Origin of the sequence: Enterocloster bolteae (genome assembly GCF_002234575.2) — a bacterium.
Lineage (GTDB): Bacteria > Bacillota > Clostridia > Lachnospirales > Lachnospiraceae > Enterocloster > Enterocloster bolteae.
Genome location: NZ_CP022464.2, coordinates 5,909,347 through 5,929,631, shown reverse-complemented (window position 1 = coordinate 5,929,631; position 20,285 = coordinate 5,909,347). Strand labels below are relative to the sequence as shown.

General features: G+C 50.9%; 17 protein-coding genes. 14 read left to right on the top strand and 3 right to left on the bottom strand.

Going from position 1 to position 20,285, the window contains the following annotated elements; genetic code table 11:
* Positions 1–18: 18 nt before the first annotated feature.
* From CGC65_RS27470 to CGC65_RS27455, 4 genes are read left to right on the top strand one after another with little or no spacing between them, the layout of a single operon-like run.
* Positions 19–1,002, top strand: coding sequence for an ABC transporter permease (locus tag CGC65_RS27470; protein ID WP_002566776.1), 984 nt, complete (start codon positions 19–21; stop codon positions 1,000–1,002).
* A gap of 23 nt (positions 1,003–1,025) precedes the next feature.
* Positions 1,026–2,507: a xylulokinase gene (gene xylB / locus CGC65_RS27465; protein ID WP_002566775.1), complete on the top strand. Its 1,482-nt coding sequence runs from the start codon at positions 1,026–1,028 to the stop codon at positions 2,505–2,507.
* A 35-nt stretch (positions 2,508–2,542) separates the two neighbouring features.
* Positions 2,543–3,481, top strand: a complete 939-nt coding sequence (locus CGC65_RS27460) for a nucleoside hydrolase (protein ID WP_039896791.1) — start codon at positions 2,543–2,545, stop codon at positions 3,479–3,481.
* 16 nt (positions 3,482–3,497) lie between these two features.
* Positions 3,498–4,373 (top strand): D-psicose 3-epimerase, encoded by an 876-nt coding sequence (locus CGC65_RS27455; RefSeq protein WP_002566773.1) that lies wholly within the window; start codon positions 3,498–3,500, stop codon positions 4,371–4,373.
* Between the two features lie 18 nt (positions 4,374–4,391).
* Here CGC65_RS27455 and CGC65_RS27450 read toward each other — a convergent pair whose 3' ends face one another.
* The 3 genes from CGC65_RS27450 to CGC65_RS27440 all read right to left on the bottom strand — a co-directional run bounded on the left by CGC65_RS27450 (position 4,392) and on the right by CGC65_RS27440 (position 8,182).
* On the bottom strand, positions 4,392–5,327 hold the full coding sequence (locus tag CGC65_RS27450; protein ID WP_002566772.1) for a LysR family transcriptional regulator: 936 nt from the start codon (positions 5,325–5,327) through the stop codon (positions 4,392–4,394).
* Positions 5,328–5,344: 17 nt separating this feature from the next.
* Positions 5,345–7,318, bottom strand: a complete 1,974-nt coding sequence (gene gyrB, locus CGC65_RS27445; protein ID WP_002566771.1) for a DNA topoisomerase (ATP-hydrolyzing) subunit B — start codon at positions 7,316–7,318, stop codon at positions 5,345–5,347.
* A gap of 120 nt (positions 7,319–7,438) precedes the next feature.
* Positions 7,439–8,182, bottom strand: coding sequence for a Crp/Fnr family transcriptional regulator (locus CGC65_RS27440; protein WP_002566770.1), 744 nt, complete (start codon positions 8,180–8,182; stop codon positions 7,439–7,441).
* A gap of 203 nt (positions 8,183–8,385) precedes the next feature.
* Between CGC65_RS27440 and CGC65_RS27435 the strand changes: the two genes are divergently transcribed.
* The 10 genes from CGC65_RS27435 to CGC65_RS27385 all read left to right on the top strand — a co-directional run bounded on the left by CGC65_RS27435 (position 8,386) and on the right by CGC65_RS27385 (position 20,284).
* A complete protein-coding gene (locus tag CGC65_RS27435) occupies positions 8,386–9,255 on the top strand; it encodes a DUF3100 domain-containing protein (protein WP_002566769.1) in 870 nt (289 codons plus the stop codon).
* The gene (locus tag CGC65_RS27430) at positions 9,252–9,698 is read left to right on the top strand and encodes a hypothetical protein (protein ID WP_002566768.1); all 447 of its coding nucleotides are present in this window, start codon (positions 9,252–9,254) and stop codon (positions 9,696–9,698) included. The genes CGC65_RS27435 and CGC65_RS27430 overlap by 4 nt, the downstream gene beginning before the upstream one ends.
* A 70-nt stretch (positions 9,699–9,768) precedes the next feature.
* The gene (locus CGC65_RS27425) at positions 9,769–11,085 is read left to right on the top strand and encodes an amidohydrolase family protein (RefSeq protein WP_002566767.1); all 1,317 of its coding nucleotides are present in this window, start codon (positions 9,769–9,771) and stop codon (positions 11,083–11,085) included.
* A gap of 39 nt (positions 11,086–11,124) precedes the next feature.
* A complete protein-coding gene (locus CGC65_RS27420) occupies positions 11,125–11,877 on the top strand; it encodes a sulfite exporter TauE/SafE family protein (RefSeq protein WP_002566766.1) in 753 nt (250 codons plus the stop codon).
* A gap of 35 nt (positions 11,878–11,912) precedes the next feature.
* Entirely contained in the window at positions 11,913–14,243 is a 2,331-nt protein-coding gene (gene xdhA / locus CGC65_RS27415) for a xanthine dehydrogenase subunit XdhA (RefSeq protein ID WP_002566765.1), read from the top strand.
* 55 nt (positions 14,244–14,298) lie between these two features.
* Positions 14,299–15,189: a xanthine dehydrogenase subunit XdhB gene (xdhB, locus tag CGC65_RS27410; protein ID WP_002566764.1), complete on the top strand. Its 891-nt coding sequence runs from the start codon at positions 14,299–14,301 to the stop codon at positions 15,187–15,189.
* Positions 15,182–15,664 carry a xanthine dehydrogenase subunit XdhC gene (gene xdhC, locus CGC65_RS27405; RefSeq protein ID WP_002566763.1) on the top strand — a complete coding sequence of 161 codons (483 nt, stop codon included), beginning with the start codon at positions 15,182–15,184 and terminating at the stop codon, positions 15,662–15,664. The genes xdhB and xdhC overlap by 8 nt, the downstream gene beginning before the upstream one ends.
* 896 nt (positions 15,665–16,560) lie before the next feature.
* Positions 16,561–17,649, top strand: a complete 1,089-nt coding sequence (locus CGC65_RS27395; protein WP_002566762.1) for a BMP family lipoprotein — start codon at positions 16,561–16,563, stop codon at positions 17,647–17,649.
* 30 nt (positions 17,650–17,679) lie between these two features.
* Positions 17,680–19,200, top strand: a complete 1,521-nt coding sequence (locus tag CGC65_RS27390) for an ABC transporter ATP-binding protein (protein ID WP_002566761.1) — start codon at positions 17,680–17,682, stop codon at positions 19,198–19,200.
* Positions 19,181–20,284, top strand: coding sequence for an ABC transporter permease (locus CGC65_RS27385; protein WP_002566760.1), 1,104 nt, complete (start codon positions 19,181–19,183; stop codon positions 20,282–20,284). Before CGC65_RS27390 ends, CGC65_RS27385 begins: the two co-directional genes overlap by 20 nt.
* Position 20,285: the final 1 nt, after the last annotated feature.

Below are 20,285 nucleotides of genomic sequence, written 5' to 3'. Positions count from 1 at the left end.
TCAAAACAGGAGGATAAAATGGAAGCAAAAAAGAGTGACGGCATTTTGCCTGGTTTTGGCAGGAATGTGGTTTCAACAGTTAAATATAATGGCGGAATTATCATTGGCCTTTTAATCATTTGTCTATTGCTGAGTGTCATGACTGACTCATTTTGTACAGTGAGAAACCTTTCCAACATCATGCGGCAAATATCCATTAATGTGATTCTGGCATGCGGAATGACTATGGTAATCATATTGGGAGGAATCGATCTTTCTGTTGGTTCGGTTATAGCGGTATCCGGATGTCTTTGCTGCGGGCTGATTACCAATGTGGGAGTTCCATCTATCATAGCTATTCCTATTTCCATCTGCGCAGGAACCCTGGTAGGGGTGTTTAATGGGTTTGTAATATCCAGAACCACTATACCTCCTTTTATCGTGACCTTGGCTATGATGAATATAGGGCGGGGATTTGCCCGCATATATACCAAGGCAACTACAATATTAGTAGATGACCCATTGTTTACTTTTATTGGAAGTGGTAAAATTTTGGGAGGGGTGCCAATCCAATTTGTTTACATGCTGGTAGTCATTGTTATTTCGGGTCTCATACTTAACAGGACAAAATTTGGAAGGAATATTTATGCGGTAGGAGATAACAAGCAGGCCGCGTCTTATTCAGGCATTAATTCCAGAAGAGTGACCATGACAGTATTTGTGATTATGGGAATCTTTGCATCCTGCGCAGGTATTCTGAGTTCTGCCCGTACCTTCTCGGCACAGTTTAATGTAGGAGAAGGTTCGGAGATGGATGCCATATCAGCCGTTGTACTGGGAGGTACCAGTATGAGCGGAGGTGTTGGGCGCCTCAGCGGGACCATTATTGGCTGTATTGTAATCGGAGTATTGAACAATGGAATGAATATCCTTGGAATTGATTCCTCCTGGCAGTATGTGGTAAAGGGTGTAGTGGTCCTCATAGCTGTATTTATTGACTATATCAAGAAGATGAAAGATTAATCTTTCGCCGGAAAGGATGAAATATGTCAGTTATTCTGGGAATTGATTTGGGGACATCAAGCGTGAAAGCCATGCTTTTAGACAGCGTCAAAGGGGTTATCTCGGTAGAGAGCAGCCCTTATGAGGTATCTATACCATTTGAAGGGTATGCGGAGCAGAATCCGGAGACATGGTGGCTGGAGACAAAACAGGTACTGGGGCGTTTGAGAGATAAAAATGAACAGGAATTCAACGAGATTCAGGCAGTGGGTTTTTCCGGTCAGATGCATGGAATCGTGGTGGCAGACTGTGAGGGAAAGCCTCTTAGGCCAGCTATTCTATGGCTGGACCAGCGTTCCAGAAAAGAACTGGAGTCCATTAACAGCGTGCTGGATTTCAGGGAAATGGGAGAGATATTTAGAAACAGGGCATTTACCGGATTTGCCTTCCCGTCCCTTATGTGGCTGAAAGAGCATGAGCCGGAAGTGCTGCTAAAAGCCGGGGCAGTCCTGATGCCAAAGGATTATATCCGATTCAGGATGACGGGCAATCTGGCGTCGGATGTGACGGATGCTTCGGCTACCGCATTGTTTGACACAGCTAAAAGAGACTGGGCCTTTGGTATCATTAAAAAGTTTGGACTTCCCGAGGAGATATTTCCTGTCTGCAAAGAGTCCATGGAGGTGGCAGGGACAGTTACCAGACAATGCCATGAAGAATGCGGACTTAAGGAAGGAATTCCGGTTGTATATGGCAGCGGGGACCAGATGGCCCAGAGCATTGGAAATGGAGTATTCAGGGAAGGTGAGGTCATCTCAAATATAGGTACCGGGGGCCAGATATCCGCTTATATAAAGGAAGCAAAATATGACAGAGAGCTGAGGACCCATACCTTTTGCCATGCCCTGGATAAGGCATACACTATATACGGAGCTACTCTTTGCAGCGGAATGTCCTTAAATTGGCTGAAAAATAAAGTGCTGGGCATAGAGGATTTCAACAGCATGAGCCACATGGCCCAGGAGATAGATCCGGGCTGCAGAGGTCTGATATTTCTCCCATATCTGTCCGGAGAGAGGACACCGCATATGAATCCCAGTGCAAAAGGAATGTTTTTTGGTCTCAGTTTATGTCAGGACAGACGTTATCTGACCCGGGCCGTCATGGAAGGAGTGACGTTTAGTCTGAGAGATTCGCTGACTATTTTTGAGGAGCTGGGGATCCAGTGCGAAACTGTCATTGCTTCAGGGGGCGGTTCCCACAGTGATGTATGGCTGCAGATACAGGCGGATGTATTCAATAAAAAGGTAAAGGTTTGTGAAGTGGATGAACAGGCCTGTCTGGGTGCCTGTATTCTGGCAGGAACCGGGTGCGGGATATTTAACAGTATAGAGGAAGCTGCCCGCAGGTTTGTTAGTTTTCGTGAAAAGGTGTATGAGCCCATTCCAGAGCATGTGGGTCTTTATGAAAAACAGTACAGGGTCTTCCGGGAACTGTATGTAGCCAATGAGCGATTTATGATTTAATACAGATGGATTCCGGAATCATAAGGAGAATACATATGGGAAGAGAAAAGATATTACTGGACACGGATATCGGTACAGAGGTGGATGATGCCATTACCCTGGCATATCTGCTGGCTAATCCGGATGCGGAAATCATGGGAATCACCACCGTTACCGGAGAGGCGGCAGAACGGGCAAGGCTGGCAAGCGTACTGTGCCGCATAGCGGGGAGGGAAGACATACCTATTTATCCGGGATGTGAAAATCCTATTTTTGTTCCCCAGATTGAGTTGTATGCACCGCAGAAAAAGGTACTCAGCAGATGGGAACATCAAAAGGATTTTCCGGCTAACCGTGCGGTTGCGTTCATGCAGGATGCAATACGAAGGAATCCAGGGGAGATTACATTGGTATGTATTGCCCCTCTCACCAATGTGGGGCTGCTTTTTGCAATGGACCCTGAAATTGCTTCCTTGTTAAAACGTATTGTGCTTATGTGCGGCTCGCCTACATATACCAGATACGATAATACAGGCGAGACCATGAGCGCTATGGAAAAGAGTGATGTTATTGTTTTGGGAAGTAAGGGAGTTATTGAAAATAACGCACTTATCGACCCTCACGCGACAAAGATTGTATATGGGGCAGATGTGCGGGAACACATTACCTGCGGTTTGAATGTGACCAGTCAGTTAATTATGAAGCCGGAGGAAGCGGAAGGTTTGTTCCGCCACCCGATTCTGGAACCAGTATTAGATATTGCCAGAGAGTGGTTTAAGGATGAAGAGAGAGTCACATTCCATGACCCGCTGGCAGCAGTTTCCCTGTTTCACGATGATGTGTGTTTATTTGAACAGGGGGACTTATTCATAGAAACAGACAGCTCTTTGCTTTCAGGATTCACTTACTGGAAGAAAAAGAGCGATGGGCGTCATAGAGTAGCCATGAAGGTTAATAAAGAGAAGTTTTTTGAACATTTGTTTGAGGTATTTTAAAGAGGAGGTAGCTGGGATGAAATATGGTATTTATTTTGCTTATTGGACGAAGGAATGGTTTGCTGATTATAAGAAGTATATGGATAAGGTGTCTGCTTTGGGGTTTGATGTCCTGGAAATTTCCTGTGCAGCCCTCAGAGATGTATACACAACCAAGGAACAGCTGATTGAGCTACGTGAATACGCCAAAGAAAAAGGGCTTGTTCTAACAGCTGGTTATGGACCTACTAAAGCAGAAAATCTGTGTTCAGAAGACCCGGAGGCAGTGAGACGGGCCATGACATTCTTCAAGGACCTGCTTCCAAAGCTGCAGTTAATGGATATCCATATCCTGGGAGGGGGATTATATTCCTACTGGCCCGTGGATTTTACCATTAATAATGACAAGCAGGGAGACCGGGCCAGGGCTGTCAGGAATCTGAGGGAATTGTCCAAAACAGCGGAGGAATGTGACGTGGTGCTTGGAATGGAGGTACTGAACCGCTATGAGGGGTATATTCTTAATACCTGTGAAGAGGCAATTGATTTTGTCGATGAGATTGGAAGCAGCCATGTAAAAATCATGCTGGATACTTTCCATATGAATATTGAAGAGACAAATATGGCTGATGCAATCCGCAAGGCGGGAGACAGGCTGGGACATCTCCATCTGGGAGAACAGAACCGCCTGGTGCCGGGAAAAGGCAGCCTGCCATGGGCTGAGATAGGGCAGGCGCTCCGTGATATTAACTATCAGGGAGCCGCTGTCATGGAACCTTTTGTCATGCAGGGAGGGACCATCGGTTCTGAGATAAAGGTATGGAGAGACATGGTGCCGGATCTTTCTGAGGAAGCACTGGACAGGGATGCAAAGGGTGCGCTGGAATTCTGCAGGCATGTGTTTGGTATCTAAACGGCTGTTTCGCAACAATTACAGTATTAACGAATTTTTCCTGTCCAGATACTCATTCAGATATCCCGTAAAGAGAGTCATGTTCTCCAGCGATATCCTGGAAGGGGTATTATGTTTCAGCATATAGAGGGTACGCCGGGGAGGAGCCGGTGACAGGGGCAGTATCCGGACAGGGTACTGCTTTTTTAGTCCCATGGCCGTGGTGGAGGGCATGATGGTCCAGTAATCCCTGGCTTCCAGGAAATCATTCAATATGGAAATACTGGTGGCTGTCACCAGGGGTCGGGAGCCGGATCTGATATACCGGTCGTGCCACAGCTTAAACTGGGGACCCCATCCGATGTTGCTGTTGGCGGAGGAGCCGGTAAAAAGCTCCCTGTCAGGAGGGAGGACGGACGGATGAACCGGTTGAGCAGGACAATCCTCTGCAGGTATCAGACCGGAGCCTTCCGGAACCACAAGCACCATGTCATCCTCTGAGAGAGGGGTCACATTTACATGGGGGGTGCTGATGTCATAGAGGGCAAATCCCACATCAGCCTGTTTGCTGCTTACAAGGGAGTAAATCATGTCCGCGGGATAGCATTTGATATCCAGGGAAAAACCGTGCAGGGATATGAGCTCCCTGTAAAACGGCGTCAGATTATAGTCCAGAAAGCTGTCCACTGTGGCAATGGTCAGGAAGGGGGAATCGCTCATTCCCCCTATCTGGTCCGCTTCATTCCAAAGGGCCAGCATCTGGGACGCGATATGGGAAAAGGCAAGTCCCCTGGATGTGGGCAGGGCGGACTTGACTCCCTTTCTGCGCTCAAAAAGCGGGTAGCCCAGCTCTTCCTCCATGGCTCTCAGCCGAGATCCGGCAGTGGATGGTGAGAGGTAGAGCTGTTCGGCTGCCTTTATTAGATTATTTTCTTCCAGTATGGTCATGAAAAGCTGTAAATCATCCCGGTTCAAGGCAAAATCCCCCTTTATCAGATATCCAGCATGGAAATATACTGCGCATGTTCCAGAATGAAATTTTTCCGGGGCTCCACTTCGTCTCCCATTAGGATGGAGAATGTCTGGCAGGTCTCATGGTACATTTCCATGTCATTTATGGTTATGCGCAGGAGCGTGCGCCTGGAGGGGTCCATGGTGGTTTCCCAGAGCTGTCCGGCATCCATTTCTCCCAGCCCCTTGTAGCGCTGGATTTTGTAGGTGCCGTCCCGCCCGATGGCGTTTATGGTCTGCTCAAGCTCGCTGTCACTATAAGCATACCAGAGTTTCTTTCCTTTTTCTACCCGGTAAAGAGGGGGCTGGGCCAAAAATACGTGTCCCTCCTCGATCAGCTTCGGCATGAACCGAAAGAGGAAGGTCAGCAGAAGCGTGGTGATATGGGCGCCGTCCACATCCGCGTCAGTCATAAGGATGATTTTGTTGTACCGCAGGTTTTCAAGGGAAAATGTGTCCAGTATGCCTGTGCCGAAGGCGGAAATCATGGCCTTAATTTCCGCGTTGGCGCTGATTCTGTCCAGGGACGCCTTCTCCACATTGAGTATCTTGCCCCGGAGGGGGAGAACCGCCTGGTTTTCGCGGCTTCTGGCCAGCTTGGCTGATCCGCCTGCCGAGTCGCCTTCCACGATGAACAGCTCACATTCTCCGGGATTTTTGCTGGAACAGTCCGCCAGCTTGCCGGGAAGGGAGAGTCCGGACAGCGCGGTTTTGCGGCGGGCCATTTCCCTGGCGGTTCTGGCAGCGGTTCTGGCCTTCCTGGCTAACATGGCCTTGTCGCATATGGCCTTTGCCGCCGCGGGATTCTGTTCCAGGAACAGCGTGAGACGTGTATACACCATCTGCTCCACCACCGGGCGCACATGGCTGCTTCCCAGTTTTTGCTTTGTCTGGCCTTCAAACTGGGCGTCCTGGAGACGTACACTTAAGACCGCGGTCAGACCCTCGGAGAGCTCGTCCCGGCTCAGGGAGGAATCCGTGTCCTTTAAAAGCTTTGCGTTTCGGGCATAGTCATTGACTGCCCTGGACAGCGCCTGGCGGAAACCCGTCACATGGGTGCCGCCCTCTGGTGTGGAAATGTTATTGGCAAAGCTTAAGAGCTGCTCGCTGTAGGAGGAGTTGTGCACAAGGGCAAATTCCGCCTGCACCTTATCTGTCTCATGGCGGCCGGAAATGATTCCTGTATAAAGGGGTTCACCGTCCTGCTCCAGCCAGGATACAAAGTCCTTAAGCCCGTTCTGGAAACAGAAGGTACGGGACCAGGCGGTCACCGGACAGGTTGCCTCGCCGGCCGGGTCCCTCCGCAAATCGTACAGGGATATCTCCAGACCCTGTGTCAGGAACGCTGTCTCCCGGAGCCGTTCCTCCAGAATATTCCTGTCCCAGGCAATGGAAGGGAAAATGTCCTGGTCCGGCATAAAGGTCACTGTGGTGCCGTGGGTCCCCTGACTGCACGGACCCAGTTGTTTTACAGGGGCTGCAGGTATGCCGCGTTCATAAGACTGGGCGTAGGAAAAGCCGTCCTGGTCCACCTGCACATGCAGATGGGAGGACAGCGCATTGACTACAGAAGCCCCCACACCGTGAAGGCCTCCTGAAACCTTATAGTTGCTGTCGTCGAACTTTCCGCCGGCATGGAGAACTGTAAATACCACCTGGATGGCGGACAGTCCTGTTTTTGTCTGGATTCCCGCCGGAATTCCCCTGCCGTTGTCGCGGACCGTTACAGAGCCGTCTTTGTTCAGGTATACCTGAATCAGGGTGCAGTGGCCTGCCAGAGCTTCATCCACGGCATTGTCCACGATTTCATATACCATGTGGTGAAGCCCCTGTGAGGACGTGCTGCCGATGTACATGCTGGGGCGCTTGCGCACTGCTTCCAACCCCTCCAGTATCTGTATCTGGGCAGCGCCGTAGTCTTCTGTTACCGGGGATAAGGCTGATGTCTGATTCATAAGGCAATTCTCCTGAAATTAGTTAGAATATTGCCATTATATCAGAAAGAGTAAGGGAAACATTGGTTGATTTCCTGGGATTATATGGCGGGAAAATACTGTTTCTTATTGATTCTTTTTCTATTTATCCTTTTCCGCCTCCAGCCACTCTATGGCCGCCTCATACTGCTCCCTGGTAAAGGTTATCTTCCCCTTGCATATGGAAAAGAATCCCTCCTCCTTTAGCTGGCGTATGGTACGGTTGAGGGTTTTTACGTTGACGCCGATTTCTTCCTGCAGCATCTGCCGGGTGCGCAGCACAGTGACGGATGCCGGGGCGCGGGATGTCCCCATGCCACGGGACGACCCCATGCCGCGGGAGGATTCCATGCCGTTTTGGCGTCCGTACTTTACCATATAATCCAACAGAAGATAGGAGGGCGGGTAGAACAGCTTGGCCCCGTTATTGTAAGAGGAACGGTAAAGCTTGAAGGCGGTGTGGCGGGCAGCCAGGTTCAGTATGTTTATGTCGGATGCCAGCCAGCGCTCGGCATCCCTGCGGCTTATGTAGGCCACCACGTTGTCGGTCACGGCCTCGATGGTCACCGAGGTGTGGCTCATTCCGGCCAGAATGGTGACCTCCCCGATAAAGTCAATGGCTTTATTGCTCTCAATCATATAGACATTTCCATTTTCAAATTCATTGATGACCCGGTTTTCACCTTTTGCAACAATTCCGAAATACCCTAATTCCATATTTTTCTGGTGAATGATGGAGCCCGCTGCATGGGTCCTTACGGTGCAGCGGCTGCGGATGTCCTCGGGCATGTTCTTTGTATATTCTTTCAGGGCGGGCGCGGCCGCTTCCAATTCTGTCAGTGTCATTTGTATTCCCCGCTTTATTCAGTCATTTATTGTAAGTATATCATTTTATATTTCTTAAAATCAATGTATTTTCTTGTTAAAAGTGCTCATTTGTCCTTTTTTAATCTTGGGAATTTGTCTAAAATATTCAATACAAGGTGATTGTAACAGCCGGCCGGGGTGAAAATAAATAAAATATGGCCGGCTGGAAAGGAGGGGCTCTTATGAGCGGCAAAAAAGAAACATATGTGTATGGTTCCCTTAAGGAACGGTTTGCACTGGAATGGAAGATTTACGCCCTGGCATTTGGATTCATCCTCATAGCGGATAATATCGGCCAGATTAAGATTCCGGTGGGGAAAGGAATGTTTATCCTGTTCCCGATTTTCTATGCAATTATTCTGGGGGTATTAAGCGGGCCGCAGGTGCTTAAAATCGTGGATAACAGGCATGTGAAGGCGGCTTCCAAACTGGTGGTGGTGGGTATATGTCCCTTTATCGCCAAACTGGGGATTACGGCAGGGGCAAACATCGACACCATTCTTCAGTCCGGTCCGGTCCTTCTGCTTCATGGTTTTGGAAATCTTTTGGGGCCGCTCCTGGCACTGCCTGTTGCAATCCTGCTGGGCATGAAACGGGAGGCCATCGGTTCCTGTCATTCCATCAACAGGGAGTACCACATGGCGCTGATTAACAACATCTACGGACCTGACTCGGCAGAGGCCAGAGGAAGCCTTTCCATCTACATCGTAGGCGGTATGGTAGGTACCATCTACTTCGGTCTCATGGCATCTGTGGTGGGAATGACAGGATGGTTCCATCCACAGGCTCTGGGACTTGGCTCCGGTGTAGGAGCGGGAATTATGATGGCAAGCTCAAGCGCCAGCCTGTGCGCTATTTATCCGGAATGGACCGATACCATTTCAGCCATGGCCAGCGTGGGTGAAACCATTGCCGGAATCACGGGCATGTATATTACCATGTTTATCGCCATACCCATGACGGACAAATTATATACGATTCTGGAACCAAAGCTGGGACGGTTTGCTTTAAAGAACAAAGAGGGCAGGGATATTAAGGAGGAGACGGTATGAGATACATAGAATGGCTTGTGTTGTTTGTATTGGCGGCATGCGGAACCGGTCTTGCCAATCTGATTGGCTATGGGGTGGGAATCACGGATTCCATTCCCGGACTGGCAGTACTTATTGTGATATCCATGGCAGCGGTGGTACTCACTAAGGTGCTTCCGCTGAAGCTTCCCATCGTGGCTTACTGCTCCATCATAGGGCTGCTTTCCGCGTCCCCTATTTCACCGGTAAGGGATTTTGTGATACAGGCAGCCTCCAACATTAATTTTACGGCCCCCTTTACCATGGTTGGAGCGTTTGCGGGCCTGGCCATCAGCGACCAGTTAAAGACGTTCATCAGCCAGGGCTGGAAGATACTGATAGTGGGGATCTTCGTTATGACAGGAACCTTTCTTGGCTCCTGCCTCTGGGACCAGATGCTTCTCAGCCTGGCAGGCGTTATCTGATAGCGTGAAGAGATGACGGCGGGGTGCGAGATATCTGACAGGCCGTCCGATTGAAAAAGGAGAAGATAAGATGCAGACATGTGATTTGTTAATAAAAGATGGTTCCCTGTTGATAAAGTATGACCAATTGGAGGAGCATGTGGATATGGCGGTTTCCGGGGGAAGGATTCTGGAGACCGGTAAGGAGCTGTGGAAAAAATATCAGGCCGTTGAGACAATAAACGGAAAAGGAAAGCTGTTTATGCCCGGTCTTATTGACAGCCATATGCACACGGGACAGCAGCTGCTAAAAGGGCTGGTGCTGGATGCAAAGCCCATAATCTGGACCAGAATCATGCTTCCCTTTGAGAGCACGCTGACTCCGGATAAAATGCGTCTCTGCGCCCAGGCAGCTGCTCTGGAGATGATAAAATGCGGTACGGCAGGATTCATCGACGCGGGCAGCTACCATATGGAGACAGCGGCTTCTGTCTACGAGGAAAGCGGCCTGCGCGGCGCACTGTCCTATTCCACCATGGATGAGGAGGGGCTGCCGGAGTCCATAGCCATGGACGCGGAGGAAGCGTTAAAGCGTACGGATTCCCTCTATGACAGGTTCCACGGAAAGGGAAACCTTAAGGTGTATTACTCTCTCCGGGCACTGAATTCCTGTTCCAGCCGTCTTGTGGAGCTGGAAGCTATGCGGGCCAGGGAACGGGGCACCATGCTTCAGGCCCATATGAACGAGTACATGGGGGAAATCAACGGTATCGTGGACCGGGAGGGAATGCGGCCCTATGAGTATCTGGAGAAAATGCATGTGCTGGGAAGCAATTTCCTGGGCGCCCACAGCCTGATACTTTCCGAGCAGGAGAAATCCCTGGTGATGGAGAGGGGCGTAAAGACCTGCCACTGTCCCTTCAGCAACTGCGGCAAAGCAGTGCCGGATACGCCGCAGCTTCTGGAAATGGGAATTCCGGTGGGCCTGGGTTCAGACGGAGCGGCCCACGGCGGCTTAAGCCTCTGGAATGAGATGAAGATATTCCGCTCTGTCATGAATATATACCACGGCGTTCCCAACGGAAATCCCAAGGTGATGCCGGCTGAGACTATTTTAAAGATTGTGCTGGAAGGCGGGGCCGCAGCCCTTAACGAGGAAGGAAGCCTGGGCCGTCTGGAAGCCGGATACAAGGCGGATATCATCAGCATTAACATGGACCAGCCCCATCTGTGCCCCACCGGAAACAAGATTCACACACTGTTTGAATGTGTAAATGCAGGCGATGTGGAGGATATGATAGTGGGAGGCCGGATTCTCATGAAGAACAGGGAGGTCCTGTCTCTGGACGAGGAGCGTATTATGTACGAATCCCGGAAGTATATGGAAGAAAATGCAGATACATTTTAAATGATTCTATAAAGATATAGCAAGGAGGAAAACTGGTTCATGGTGTTCTGGATGATTGTTATGGCAGCGAACCTGGTAGTTGGCGCGTTTGTAGGACTTACGGGGGTGGCAGGCTTTCTGCTTCCCATCGTGTATACAAGTCCTCTGGGAATGGGGGTGACGGAGGGGCTGGCGCTGAGCTTTGCGGCATTCATTGTGTCGGGGGCCCTGGGATCCGTCAATTATAACAAGGCGGGAAACCTGGATATCCCATTCGGCATCCGCCTCAGTCTGGGAAGCCTTGCAGGCGCTGTCCTGGGAGTGAAATTGAATCTCATCATTCCGGAATCCACGGTAAAGGTTATCCTGTACGTGGTGGTCCTTCTCTCCGGTATTTCCATCCTGCTCCGCAAGGATAAGAGCCAGGAGGAGAGCGGCAGGGCATATGTCATCTCAGATCACCTGGCAGCCACACTGATTCTGGGATTTGTCACAGGAGCCGTGTGCTCCCTGTCAGGCGCCGGGGGACCGGTGCTGGTCATGCCCCTTTTGGTGGTTCTGGGAATCGGCATCAGGACCGCGGTGGGAGTGGCCCTCTTTAACTCTGTGTTCATCGGCATACCTGCCTGCATCGGATACATGATGCAGTGCTCCGTCAAGGATCTTCTGCCTGTTATGGCGGCGGCCCTTGTGTTCCACGGCATAGGAGTTGTATACGGAAGCAGGAATGCGGTTAAAATCAATCAGATTCTTCTGAAAAAAGGCATTGCTGTATTTTCTATATTGATAGCTATATGGAAGCTGGCCCTCTAAAGAGGCAGGAAAATGGAAAAGAGGACGGATTTATCATGAATAATATAGTAGGTAAAGGTGTTACCCGTGTTGACGCTTACGCAAAAGTCACAGGAGAGGCAAAGTACACATCGGATCTGGAACCAAGGGACTGCCTGTGCGCCAGGGTGGTCCATTCCACCATTGCCAATGGGCTTGTTAAGAGGTTTGACCTTGAGGACGCCCTTAAGGTGCCGGGCGTTGTGAAAATCGTCACCTGTTTTGATGTGCCGGATTACCAGTTTCCCACAGCCGGTCATCCGTGGAGTGTGGAGGCCGCCCACCAGGATATCGGGGACAGAAAGCTTCTGAACCGGCGCGTCAGGCTCTATGGGGATGACATTGCTGCCGTTATTGCCTCGGATGATGTGGCCTGCCAGCAGGCGGCCCGACTCATAAAGGTGGAATATGAGGAATACAAACCAATGGTCACAGTGGAACAGGCCATGGCAGAGGATGCCACGCCTCTCCACCCTGATCTGAGAAAGGACAATGTAATTGTCCATTCCCATCTCACCATGGGGCCAGAGGATTTTACCTTTGAGGAAGGGCTCAGGGAGGCTGAGGAGAAGTACGGAAAGGAGAATCTGGTGGTCCTGGAACGGGAGTACCACACCCCGCGTATTTCCCACTGCCATATTGAACTGCCAGTATCCTGGGCTTATCAGGAGCCGGGGGGCAAGATAACAGTTACGTCCTCCACGCAGATTCCCCATATTGTGCGCCGCGTCATTTCCCAGGCATTGGGACTGCCGGTTGGAAAGATAAGAGTCATCAAGCCCTACATCGGCGGCGGCTTCGGCAACAAACAGGATGTGCTCTATGAGCCCTTAAATGCCTATCTGACCACAGTGGTGGGAGGGCGTCCGGTCCGCCTGGAAATCAGCAGGGAGGAAACCATTTACGGCACCAGGACCCGCCATGCCATTGACGGGAAATGCAGGGCCCTGGCCACAAAAGACGGAAAAATGCTTGCCAGGAAGCTGGAAGCCTATGCCAACAACGGCGGTTATGCGTCCCACGGCCACGCCATCTGCGCCAACTGCGGCAATGTATTCAAGGATATTTACCAGGACCGGCTGGGGGCTGAGATTGACTGCTACACGGTATGGACCTCCACTGCCACTGCGGGAGCCATGAGGGGATACGGTATTCCCCAGGCAGCCTTTTTATCGGAATGCCTTACGGACGATGTGTGCCGGGCAATCGGCGCAGACCCCCTGGCTTTCCGCATGGAAAACTGCATGGGAGAGGGATTCGTGGACCCTGCCAACGGCATTACCTTCCATTCCTACGGCCTTAAAAAGTGTATGGAGGAAGGGGCGAAGTACATTGGATGGGAGGAGAAGCGCAGGGCTTATGCCAACCAGACAGGCCCCGTGAGAAGGGGAGTGGGAATGGCTATCTTCTGTTATAAGACAGGGGTATATCCCATTTCACTGGAGACTGCCTCCGCCAGGATGATACTGAATCAGGACGGCTCCATGCAGCTTCAGCTGGGAGCCACGGAAATAGGACAGGGTGCTGACACTGCATTCAGCCAGATGGCAGCTGAGACAACCGGCATTTCCCTGGGAAAGGTGTATATTGTATCCACACAGGACACAGATACAGCCCCATTTGACACAGGGGCGTATGCATCCCGCCAGACCTATGTGACCGGTATGGCTGTCAAGAAATGCGCGCAGCAGCTGAAGGCCAGGATTCTGGATTATGCCGGGTTTATGCTGGGAGGCCGCCCGGCAGAAGAGATGGACGTGGCTCACGATCACATTGTGGAGAAGGCCACGGGAAAAGAGCTTCTTGACATGGAAACCCTGGCTCTTACCGCCTTTTACTCCCTGGAGCGCTCTGAGCACATCACTGCGGAGGTCACCAACCAATGCAGGGACAATTCATTTTCCTCCGGCTGCTGTTTTGTGGAGGTGGAAGTGGATATGCCCCTGGGACAGGTGACGGTAAAGGACATTGTAAATGTCCATGACTCCGGAATGCTGATCAACCCTGAGCTGGCAGAGGCGCAGGTGCACGGCGGCATGTCCATGGGCCTGGGATACGGCCTGTCCGAGGAATTCTTATATAATGACGCCGGCAGGCCTCTCAATGATAATCTGCTGGATTATAAGATTCCCACAGCCATGGATACGCCGGACCTTCATGTGAAGTTTATCCAGCTTGAGGACCCCACCGGCCCTTACGGAAATAAGTCCCTGGGAGAACCGCCGGCCATCCCGGTGGCGCCGGCCCTGCGCAATGCAGTGCTCCATGCCACAGGCGTTGCCATGGATACCATACCCATGACGCCACAGAGGCTCATAGAGGCATTTCAGGCAAAGGGTTTGATATAGAGCTGTAATGGCTGATGTAAAACAGCAGGTCAGGTAAGTATAAAGGAGAGTCATCATGTTTGATATAAAGTCATTTTACGAAGCAGATTCGGTGGAGGACGCCATTGCCGCCCTCACCGCGGACCCTCAGTCCCAGGTCATCAGCGGGGGAACGGATGTGCTCATACGCGTCAGGGAGGGAAAGGATGCAGGCAGGGGCCTGGTATCCATCCACAATATCCCGGAGTTAAAAGGCGTCAGCCTGGAGGAGGACGGGACCATCATCATCCGGCCTGCAACTTCCTTTTCCCATATAACCAATGACCCCATTATAAAGAAACACCTCAGCATGCTGGGGGAGGCAGTGGACCAGGTGGGAGGACCTCAGGTGAGAAATACGGCCACCATCGGAGGGAATATCTGCAATGGGGCCACCTCTGCGGACTCTGCCTCCACCATGTGCGCCCTGAATGCTACAGTGGTGTTAAAAGGGCCGGAGGGAGTACGGGAAGTGCCGGTTACAGAATTCTATACAGGCCCCGGACGTACGGTCAGGAAGCAGAATGAGGTCTGCACGGCATTTAAGATTACCAGGGAAAACTATGAGGGATGGGAAGGCCATTATATTAAATACGGAAAACGCAGGGCCATGGAAATTGCAACACTGGGATGTGCGGTGAGGGTAAAGCTGTCGCCTGATAAAACAGTGCTGGAAGACGTACGTCTGGCTTACGGCGTGGCGGCCCCCACTCCGGTGCGCTGTTACGAGGCGGAGGAAGCCCTTCGCGGGAAACAGGTGTCAGATGCGACCATATATGACCTGTTTGCAGATAAAGCCCTGTCCCAGGTAAATCCCCGCACATCCTGGAGGGCCAGCCGGGAATTCCGCCTGCAGCTCATCGGGGAGCTGGCCAGGCGCGCTCTTAAAACATCCATCACACTGGCAGGAGGTAAGGCAGATGCTTAAAGTAATCAAGCTGAAAATTAACGGGAAGGAACAGGAGACTGCTGTGGATGACAGGGAATCTCTTCTGGATACCCTTCGCCGCCTGGGCTTCACATCCGTAAAGAAGGGGTGTGAGGTTGGGGAGTGCGGGGCCTGTACGGTCCTTGTAAATGGAGAGGCCATTGATTCCTGCATCTATCTGTCCATGTGGGCGGACGGCAAAAGTATCATGACCGTGGAGGACTTAAAGGGTCCCAACGGCGAGCTGAGCCCCATCCAGAAAGCCTTCATAGAAGAGGCGGCCGTGCAGTGCGGATTCTGCACCCCCGGTCTTATTATGTCGGCCGTGGAGATTGTAGGCACAGGAAAGAAGTACAACCGGGAGGAGCTGAAAAAGCTGATATCCGGGCATCTCTGCCGCTGTACCGGCTATGAGAACATACTCAACGCCATGGAGCGCATTGTGGAGGAGACATACAGGGTAGTAGGAGAATAAGGGGAGTGGGAGAATAGGAAGCTGCTGCTGCAAAAAGGTAGTGTGCAGATTTGTCTGATTGTCGTGAAAAAACTGAAAATTTATACAGTATATACGAAAAAGACTATTAAAATTTAAATATTAATAAAAAAGTATTGACAAATTACCTCCTTTTGAGTATACTAAAACTATCAAAAAGAACGAAATCTAAAAAAGGAGGTACAGACCACCGGAAAGTGATTTTTCGTTTTCCATATAATCAAATGATTATTATAGAAAACAGAGAATAAGGAATCTGCCTGATGAAATGTTCAAAAGGAAACTGATACAATACGAGTCCCGTTATATTTTCAAATACTGAGTAGATGATCAAGGAACGGGAACATTTATAATGATATGACGAGAAAGTATCATTAAAATGTACTTGATAATGAAAGGTGAAAATAAACAGACCGTATAAGTAAAGGAAATCCAAAAGAACAGAGTAAAGAGAGCAGAAAAACAAAAAACAGGTATCGAGGAGGAGAAATCTGAATCGGTACTTGTTTTTTAGTGGAATAAAAGCGGTGGCGCACAGAATATAGGGCCTGCTTCCCATATGGGAATCCTGAGTATCGTTACAGGCCGGAGCCGGATGGCTTTCAGATAATGAAAACCATCCGGCTTTTTTTGTCCTTTTGGCCAGGCTGTGATCCGGGTATCTCAATCATTCCAATATATTGTAAATTTAAGGGAATACAGATGTAAAATTGCACAGAAAAGTTTGCCTGTATTTAGCAAGATTTAACGATTCTATGGGTGAATGTAAAATTGGGATTTACAAATATAATAAATCATGCTACATTTTAGATAACTTGTTAAACAAGTTAAGTAACATATACACACTAAAATAAAATAGGTATAAAACGGAGGGGAACATGATGAAGAAAAGAATCAGACAGTGGGCAGCATTATGTGCGGCAGTTGGCATTGCAGGCAGTGCAGTGATGGGATGCGGTTCGTCTGCATCGAAGCCAGATGCAGGGAGCGGGCAGACTTCCCGGGAAGCAGCAGATGGGACCGGAACTGGTTCCGGGGGAGGAGCACACATAGGAATCATTTTCACAGAGGCGGGACTGGGAGGCAATTCCTTTAACGACCTGGCCCTGGAGGGTGTTAAAAAGGCTGCCGCTGATTACGGAATCACTTACGATGAGGTGGAGCCAAAGTCTGTGTCAGATGAGGAAATCATTCAGGATGAGATGGCTGCGTCCGGGGACTATGATTTAATTATCTGCGTGGGGGCAGAACAGGTGGATGCCCTGACCAATGTGGCTTCCACGTATCCGGAACAGCGGTTCGCCCTCTTGGATGCCACTTCTGATCTTCCCAATGTAGCCTCCTATTCCTGTAAGGAGCAGGAGGGAGCGTTTCTGGCAGGCGCCCTGGCAGCCCTGGCAAAGCAGGAAAAGACAGATGACAAGCTGGGAGACGGAAAGACCATCGGATTCATCGGCGGTGTGGATAATCCCCTTATCAACCGCTTTGCAGCAGGATACAAGGCAGGGGCTGAGTATATTGAACCGGAAATGAAGGTGCTTGTAGATTACGCGGGCGGCTTCAATGACCCCACCACTGCCAAGACCATTGCCAACACCTTTGTGGAAAAGGGAGCCGACGTAATCTTCCATGCAGCGGGTGCTTCGGGAATGGGCATGTTCCAGGCCGCCGAGGAAAAAGGCTTTGCGGCCATCGGCGTGAACTTAAACCAGAACAGCATCGCTCCGGACTATATTATGGCCAGTATGCTTAAAAAGCTGGATTCCTGCGCATACCATGCCATTGCCAGCATTGTGGAGGATACCTATACAGGGGAGAACCAGATGCTGGGCCTTAGCGACGGAGGCGTGGATGTGACGGTGGAGGGAAGTAATATCAAGGTTTCCGATGATATCCTGGCCAGACTGGACGAGCTGAAGCAGAAAATTATATCAGGAGAGATTCAGGTTCCCTCTGAGCTTAATTAAGATAGGCCGGATAATATAGAGGAGGAAGATATGGACGCAATCAGAATGATTGGAATCGTCAAATGTTTTGGGCCGGTACGCGCCAATGACGGGATTGATCTCATCGTGGGACAGCAGGAAATCCACTGCCTCCTGGGTGAGAACGGAACTGGTAAGAGCACTCTGATGAACATTCTCTTCGGGCTGTACCATCCGGATGCGGGAGAGATATTCATCAATGAAAAAAAGGCCGCCATAGCCAATCCCAACGATGCCTATGCCTTGGGAATCGGAATGGTTCATCAGCATTTTATGCTGGTGAATCAGCTGACGGTTCTTGAAAACATTATAATGGGAAAGGAATCCGGAGGATTGTTCCTCAACCGGAAGGAAAGCCGGAAAAAGGTGGAGGAGCTGGTGGAACGGTTCGGATTCAGGATTGACCTTCAGGAGAAGGTGGTGAACCTGTCCGTGGGCATGAAGCAGAGGGTGGAGATACTTAAGACCCTGTACCGCGGAGCGGACATCATTATCCTGGATGAGCCCACCGCGGTTCTCACGCCCCAGGAGGTGGACGAGCTGTTTAAGATTCTGCGCCAGCTAAAGGAAAACGGCAAGACCATCATATTCATCACCCATAAGCTGAATGAGACCATGTCACTGTCTGACCGCATTACAGTCATCAGGAAGGGGAAGGTGGTGTTCCGGTGCGACACCAGCTCCACCAATGAGAAGGAGCTGGCCACCCAGATGGTGGGCAGGCAGGTGGAGAACATCGTGGCAAAGAGGGGACAGAAAACCGGCCAGGCCGTTCTGGAGCTGAAAGGTGTACGCCTTCATGAGAGGGCCGGGGAAACCGTCAGCCTGAAGGTCCGTGCCGGAGAAATCCTGGGCATTGCCGGGGTGGATGGCAACGGGCAGCAGGAGCTGGAGGAAATGATCGTGGGAAACCGCAGGGTCAGGGAAGGCGAAATTTTTATAAATGGAATTCCGGTCCAGAACATGGCTGTCAAGGACAGGAAGGCCATGGGCCTGGGATACATCCCATCGGACCGCCATAAGAATGCCATGATTCCCAGCTTTTCCATTACAGAGAATTTCCTGCTGGGCTATCAGGAAACGCCGGAGTATTGCAGGAAGGGTTTCATTGATTATGAGAGGCTGAGACAGGATGCAGAGAAACAGGTAGAGGAGTTTGAAATCAAGGTGGCCGGTGTGGACCAGGAGATAGGACAGCTTTCAGGCGGCAACCAGCAGAAGGTGATACTGGGAAGGGAAATCAGCCATGATCCCGGGCTGGTGGTGGTGGCCCAGCCTGTGAGAGGTCTGGATATCGGAGCCATTGAGAGGGTGCATAAGACACTTCTTCAGTTAAAGGAGCAGGGAAAGGCAATCCTGCTTATATCGGCAGAGCTTTCAGAGGTCATGAACCTGAGCGACCGCATCGCTGTATTCTACGAGGGAGAGGTCAGCGCCCGGTTTGACAACGGGGAGTATACAAAGGAAGAAATCGGACTGTTCATGGCAGGAAAAAAACAGGAGGTGCGGGCTCATGAAATGGAACAGCAATAAGAACGCCCAGGCAGACGGAGGTGACCGGACAGGTGAGAAAGCCCGGACCGTTGGAAAAATCTGCGGCGGCAGGCACACAGCGGAAATAGGAAAATCCCTGGCATCCATAGGGCTTGCGCTTCTGATAGGAGCCCTTTTTATCCTCCTGGCAGGGGAATCCCCTGTTAAAGCCTACGGTTCCCTGATTCAGGGAGCTCTGGGCACACCGCAGTCCCTGGCCAATACAATCAGCAAGAGCATTCCGCTGGCCTTTACAGGCCTGGCCGTGGCCATGGGTTCCAGGTGCGGTATGTTGAATATCGGTGCAGAGGGCCAGCTTCACGCAGGAGCCATGGCCAGTGTCATCACCGCCCTTTACTTTAGCGCGCTCCCTGCTCCCCTGCTGCTTGTAATCAGTATCCTGGCCGGAATCGCGGCGGGCATGCTTGTGGGCAGCGTTCCCGGCATTTTTAAGGCCAGATTCAGCACCAATGAAGTAATCGTGGCCATTATGCTGAACTATATCTGTACTCTTTTTACATCCTATCTGGTAAACGGGCCCTTTAAGACAGAGGGTTCCACGGCCCAGACTGAGCTTATAGCCGAGGGAATCTGGTTCGGAAAGCTGGTGCCCAGGACCCAGCTCACCTATGCACTGTTCCTGCTGCTCTTTGTGGCGGCAGCCATGTACATATTCCTGTGGAAGACATCGGTGGGATACCAGCTGAGGGCAGTGGGAGCCAATCCCTCTGCCTCCGGAACAGCCGGAATCCGTGTCAACATGTTTCTGATTATGTCCATGACCATCAGCGGCGGAATCGCGGCCCTTGCGGGCATTACTGAGGTGTTTGGAAAATACCACCGCTTTATAGAGGGTTTTTCCCCATCCTTCGGCTTTACGGGAATCGCCGTGGCCATATTGGGAAGGAATCATCCGGCCGGTGTGCTTTTGACCGCATTGCTTTTCGGAATCATGGATATGGGGTCGCTGCGAATGAGCCGCGAGACCATGGTAAGCACCAACATGGTGACGGTAATACAGAGTCTGGTGATACTCCTGGTAGCGGCTCCGGAACTGATTAAGTGGAGCAGAAAGAGAGGATGAC

Coding starts and splice junctions, on each gene's coding strand:
- CGC65_RS27395 (WP_002566762.1), top strand. CDS start 16,561: ATGATGAAGAAAAGAATCAGACAGTGGGCAGCATTATGTGCGGCAGTT.
- xylB (WP_002566775.1), top strand. CDS start 1,026: ATGTCAGTTATTCTGGGAATTGATTTGGGGACATCAAGCGTGAAAGCC.
- xdhC (WP_002566763.1), top strand. CDS start 15,182: ATGCTTAAAGTAATCAAGCTGAAAATTAACGGGAAGGAACAGGAGACT.
- xdhB (WP_002566764.1), top strand. CDS start 14,299: ATGTTTGATATAAAGTCATTTTACGAAGCAGATTCGGTGGAGGACGCC.
- CGC65_RS27470 (WP_002566776.1), top strand. CDS start 19: ATGGAAGCAAAAAAGAGTGACGGCATTTTGCCTGGTTTTGGCAGGAAT.
- CGC65_RS27455 (WP_002566773.1), top strand. CDS start 3,498: ATGAAATATGGTATTTATTTTGCTTATTGGACGAAGGAATGGTTTGCT.
- CGC65_RS27385 (WP_002566760.1), top strand. CDS start 19,181: ATGAAATGGAACAGCAATAAGAACGCCCAGGCAGACGGAGGTGACCGG.
- gyrB (WP_002566771.1), bottom strand. CDS start 7,318: ATGAATCAGACATCAGCCTTATCCCCGGTAACAGAAGACTACGGCGCT.
- CGC65_RS27420 (WP_002566766.1), top strand. CDS start 11,125: ATGGTGTTCTGGATGATTGTTATGGCAGCGAACCTGGTAGTTGGCGCG.
- CGC65_RS27425 (WP_002566767.1), top strand. CDS start 9,769: ATGCAGACATGTGATTTGTTAATAAAAGATGGTTCCCTGTTGATAAAG.
- CGC65_RS27430 (WP_002566768.1), top strand. CDS start 9,252: ATGAGATACATAGAATGGCTTGTGTTGTTTGTATTGGCGGCATGCGGA.
- CGC65_RS27435 (WP_002566769.1), top strand. CDS start 8,386: ATGAGCGGCAAAAAAGAAACATATGTGTATGGTTCCCTTAAGGAACGG.
- CGC65_RS27440 (WP_002566770.1), bottom strand. CDS start 8,182: ATGACACTGACAGAATTGGAAGCGGCCGCGCCCGCCCTGAAAGAATAT.
- xdhA (WP_002566765.1), top strand. CDS start 11,913: ATGAATAATATAGTAGGTAAAGGTGTTACCCGTGTTGACGCTTACGCA.
- CGC65_RS27390 (WP_002566761.1), top strand. CDS start 17,680: ATGGACGCAATCAGAATGATTGGAATCGTCAAATGTTTTGGGCCGGTA.
- CGC65_RS27460 (WP_039896791.1), top strand. CDS start 2,543: ATGGGAAGAGAAAAGATATTACTGGACACGGATATCGGTACAGAGGTG.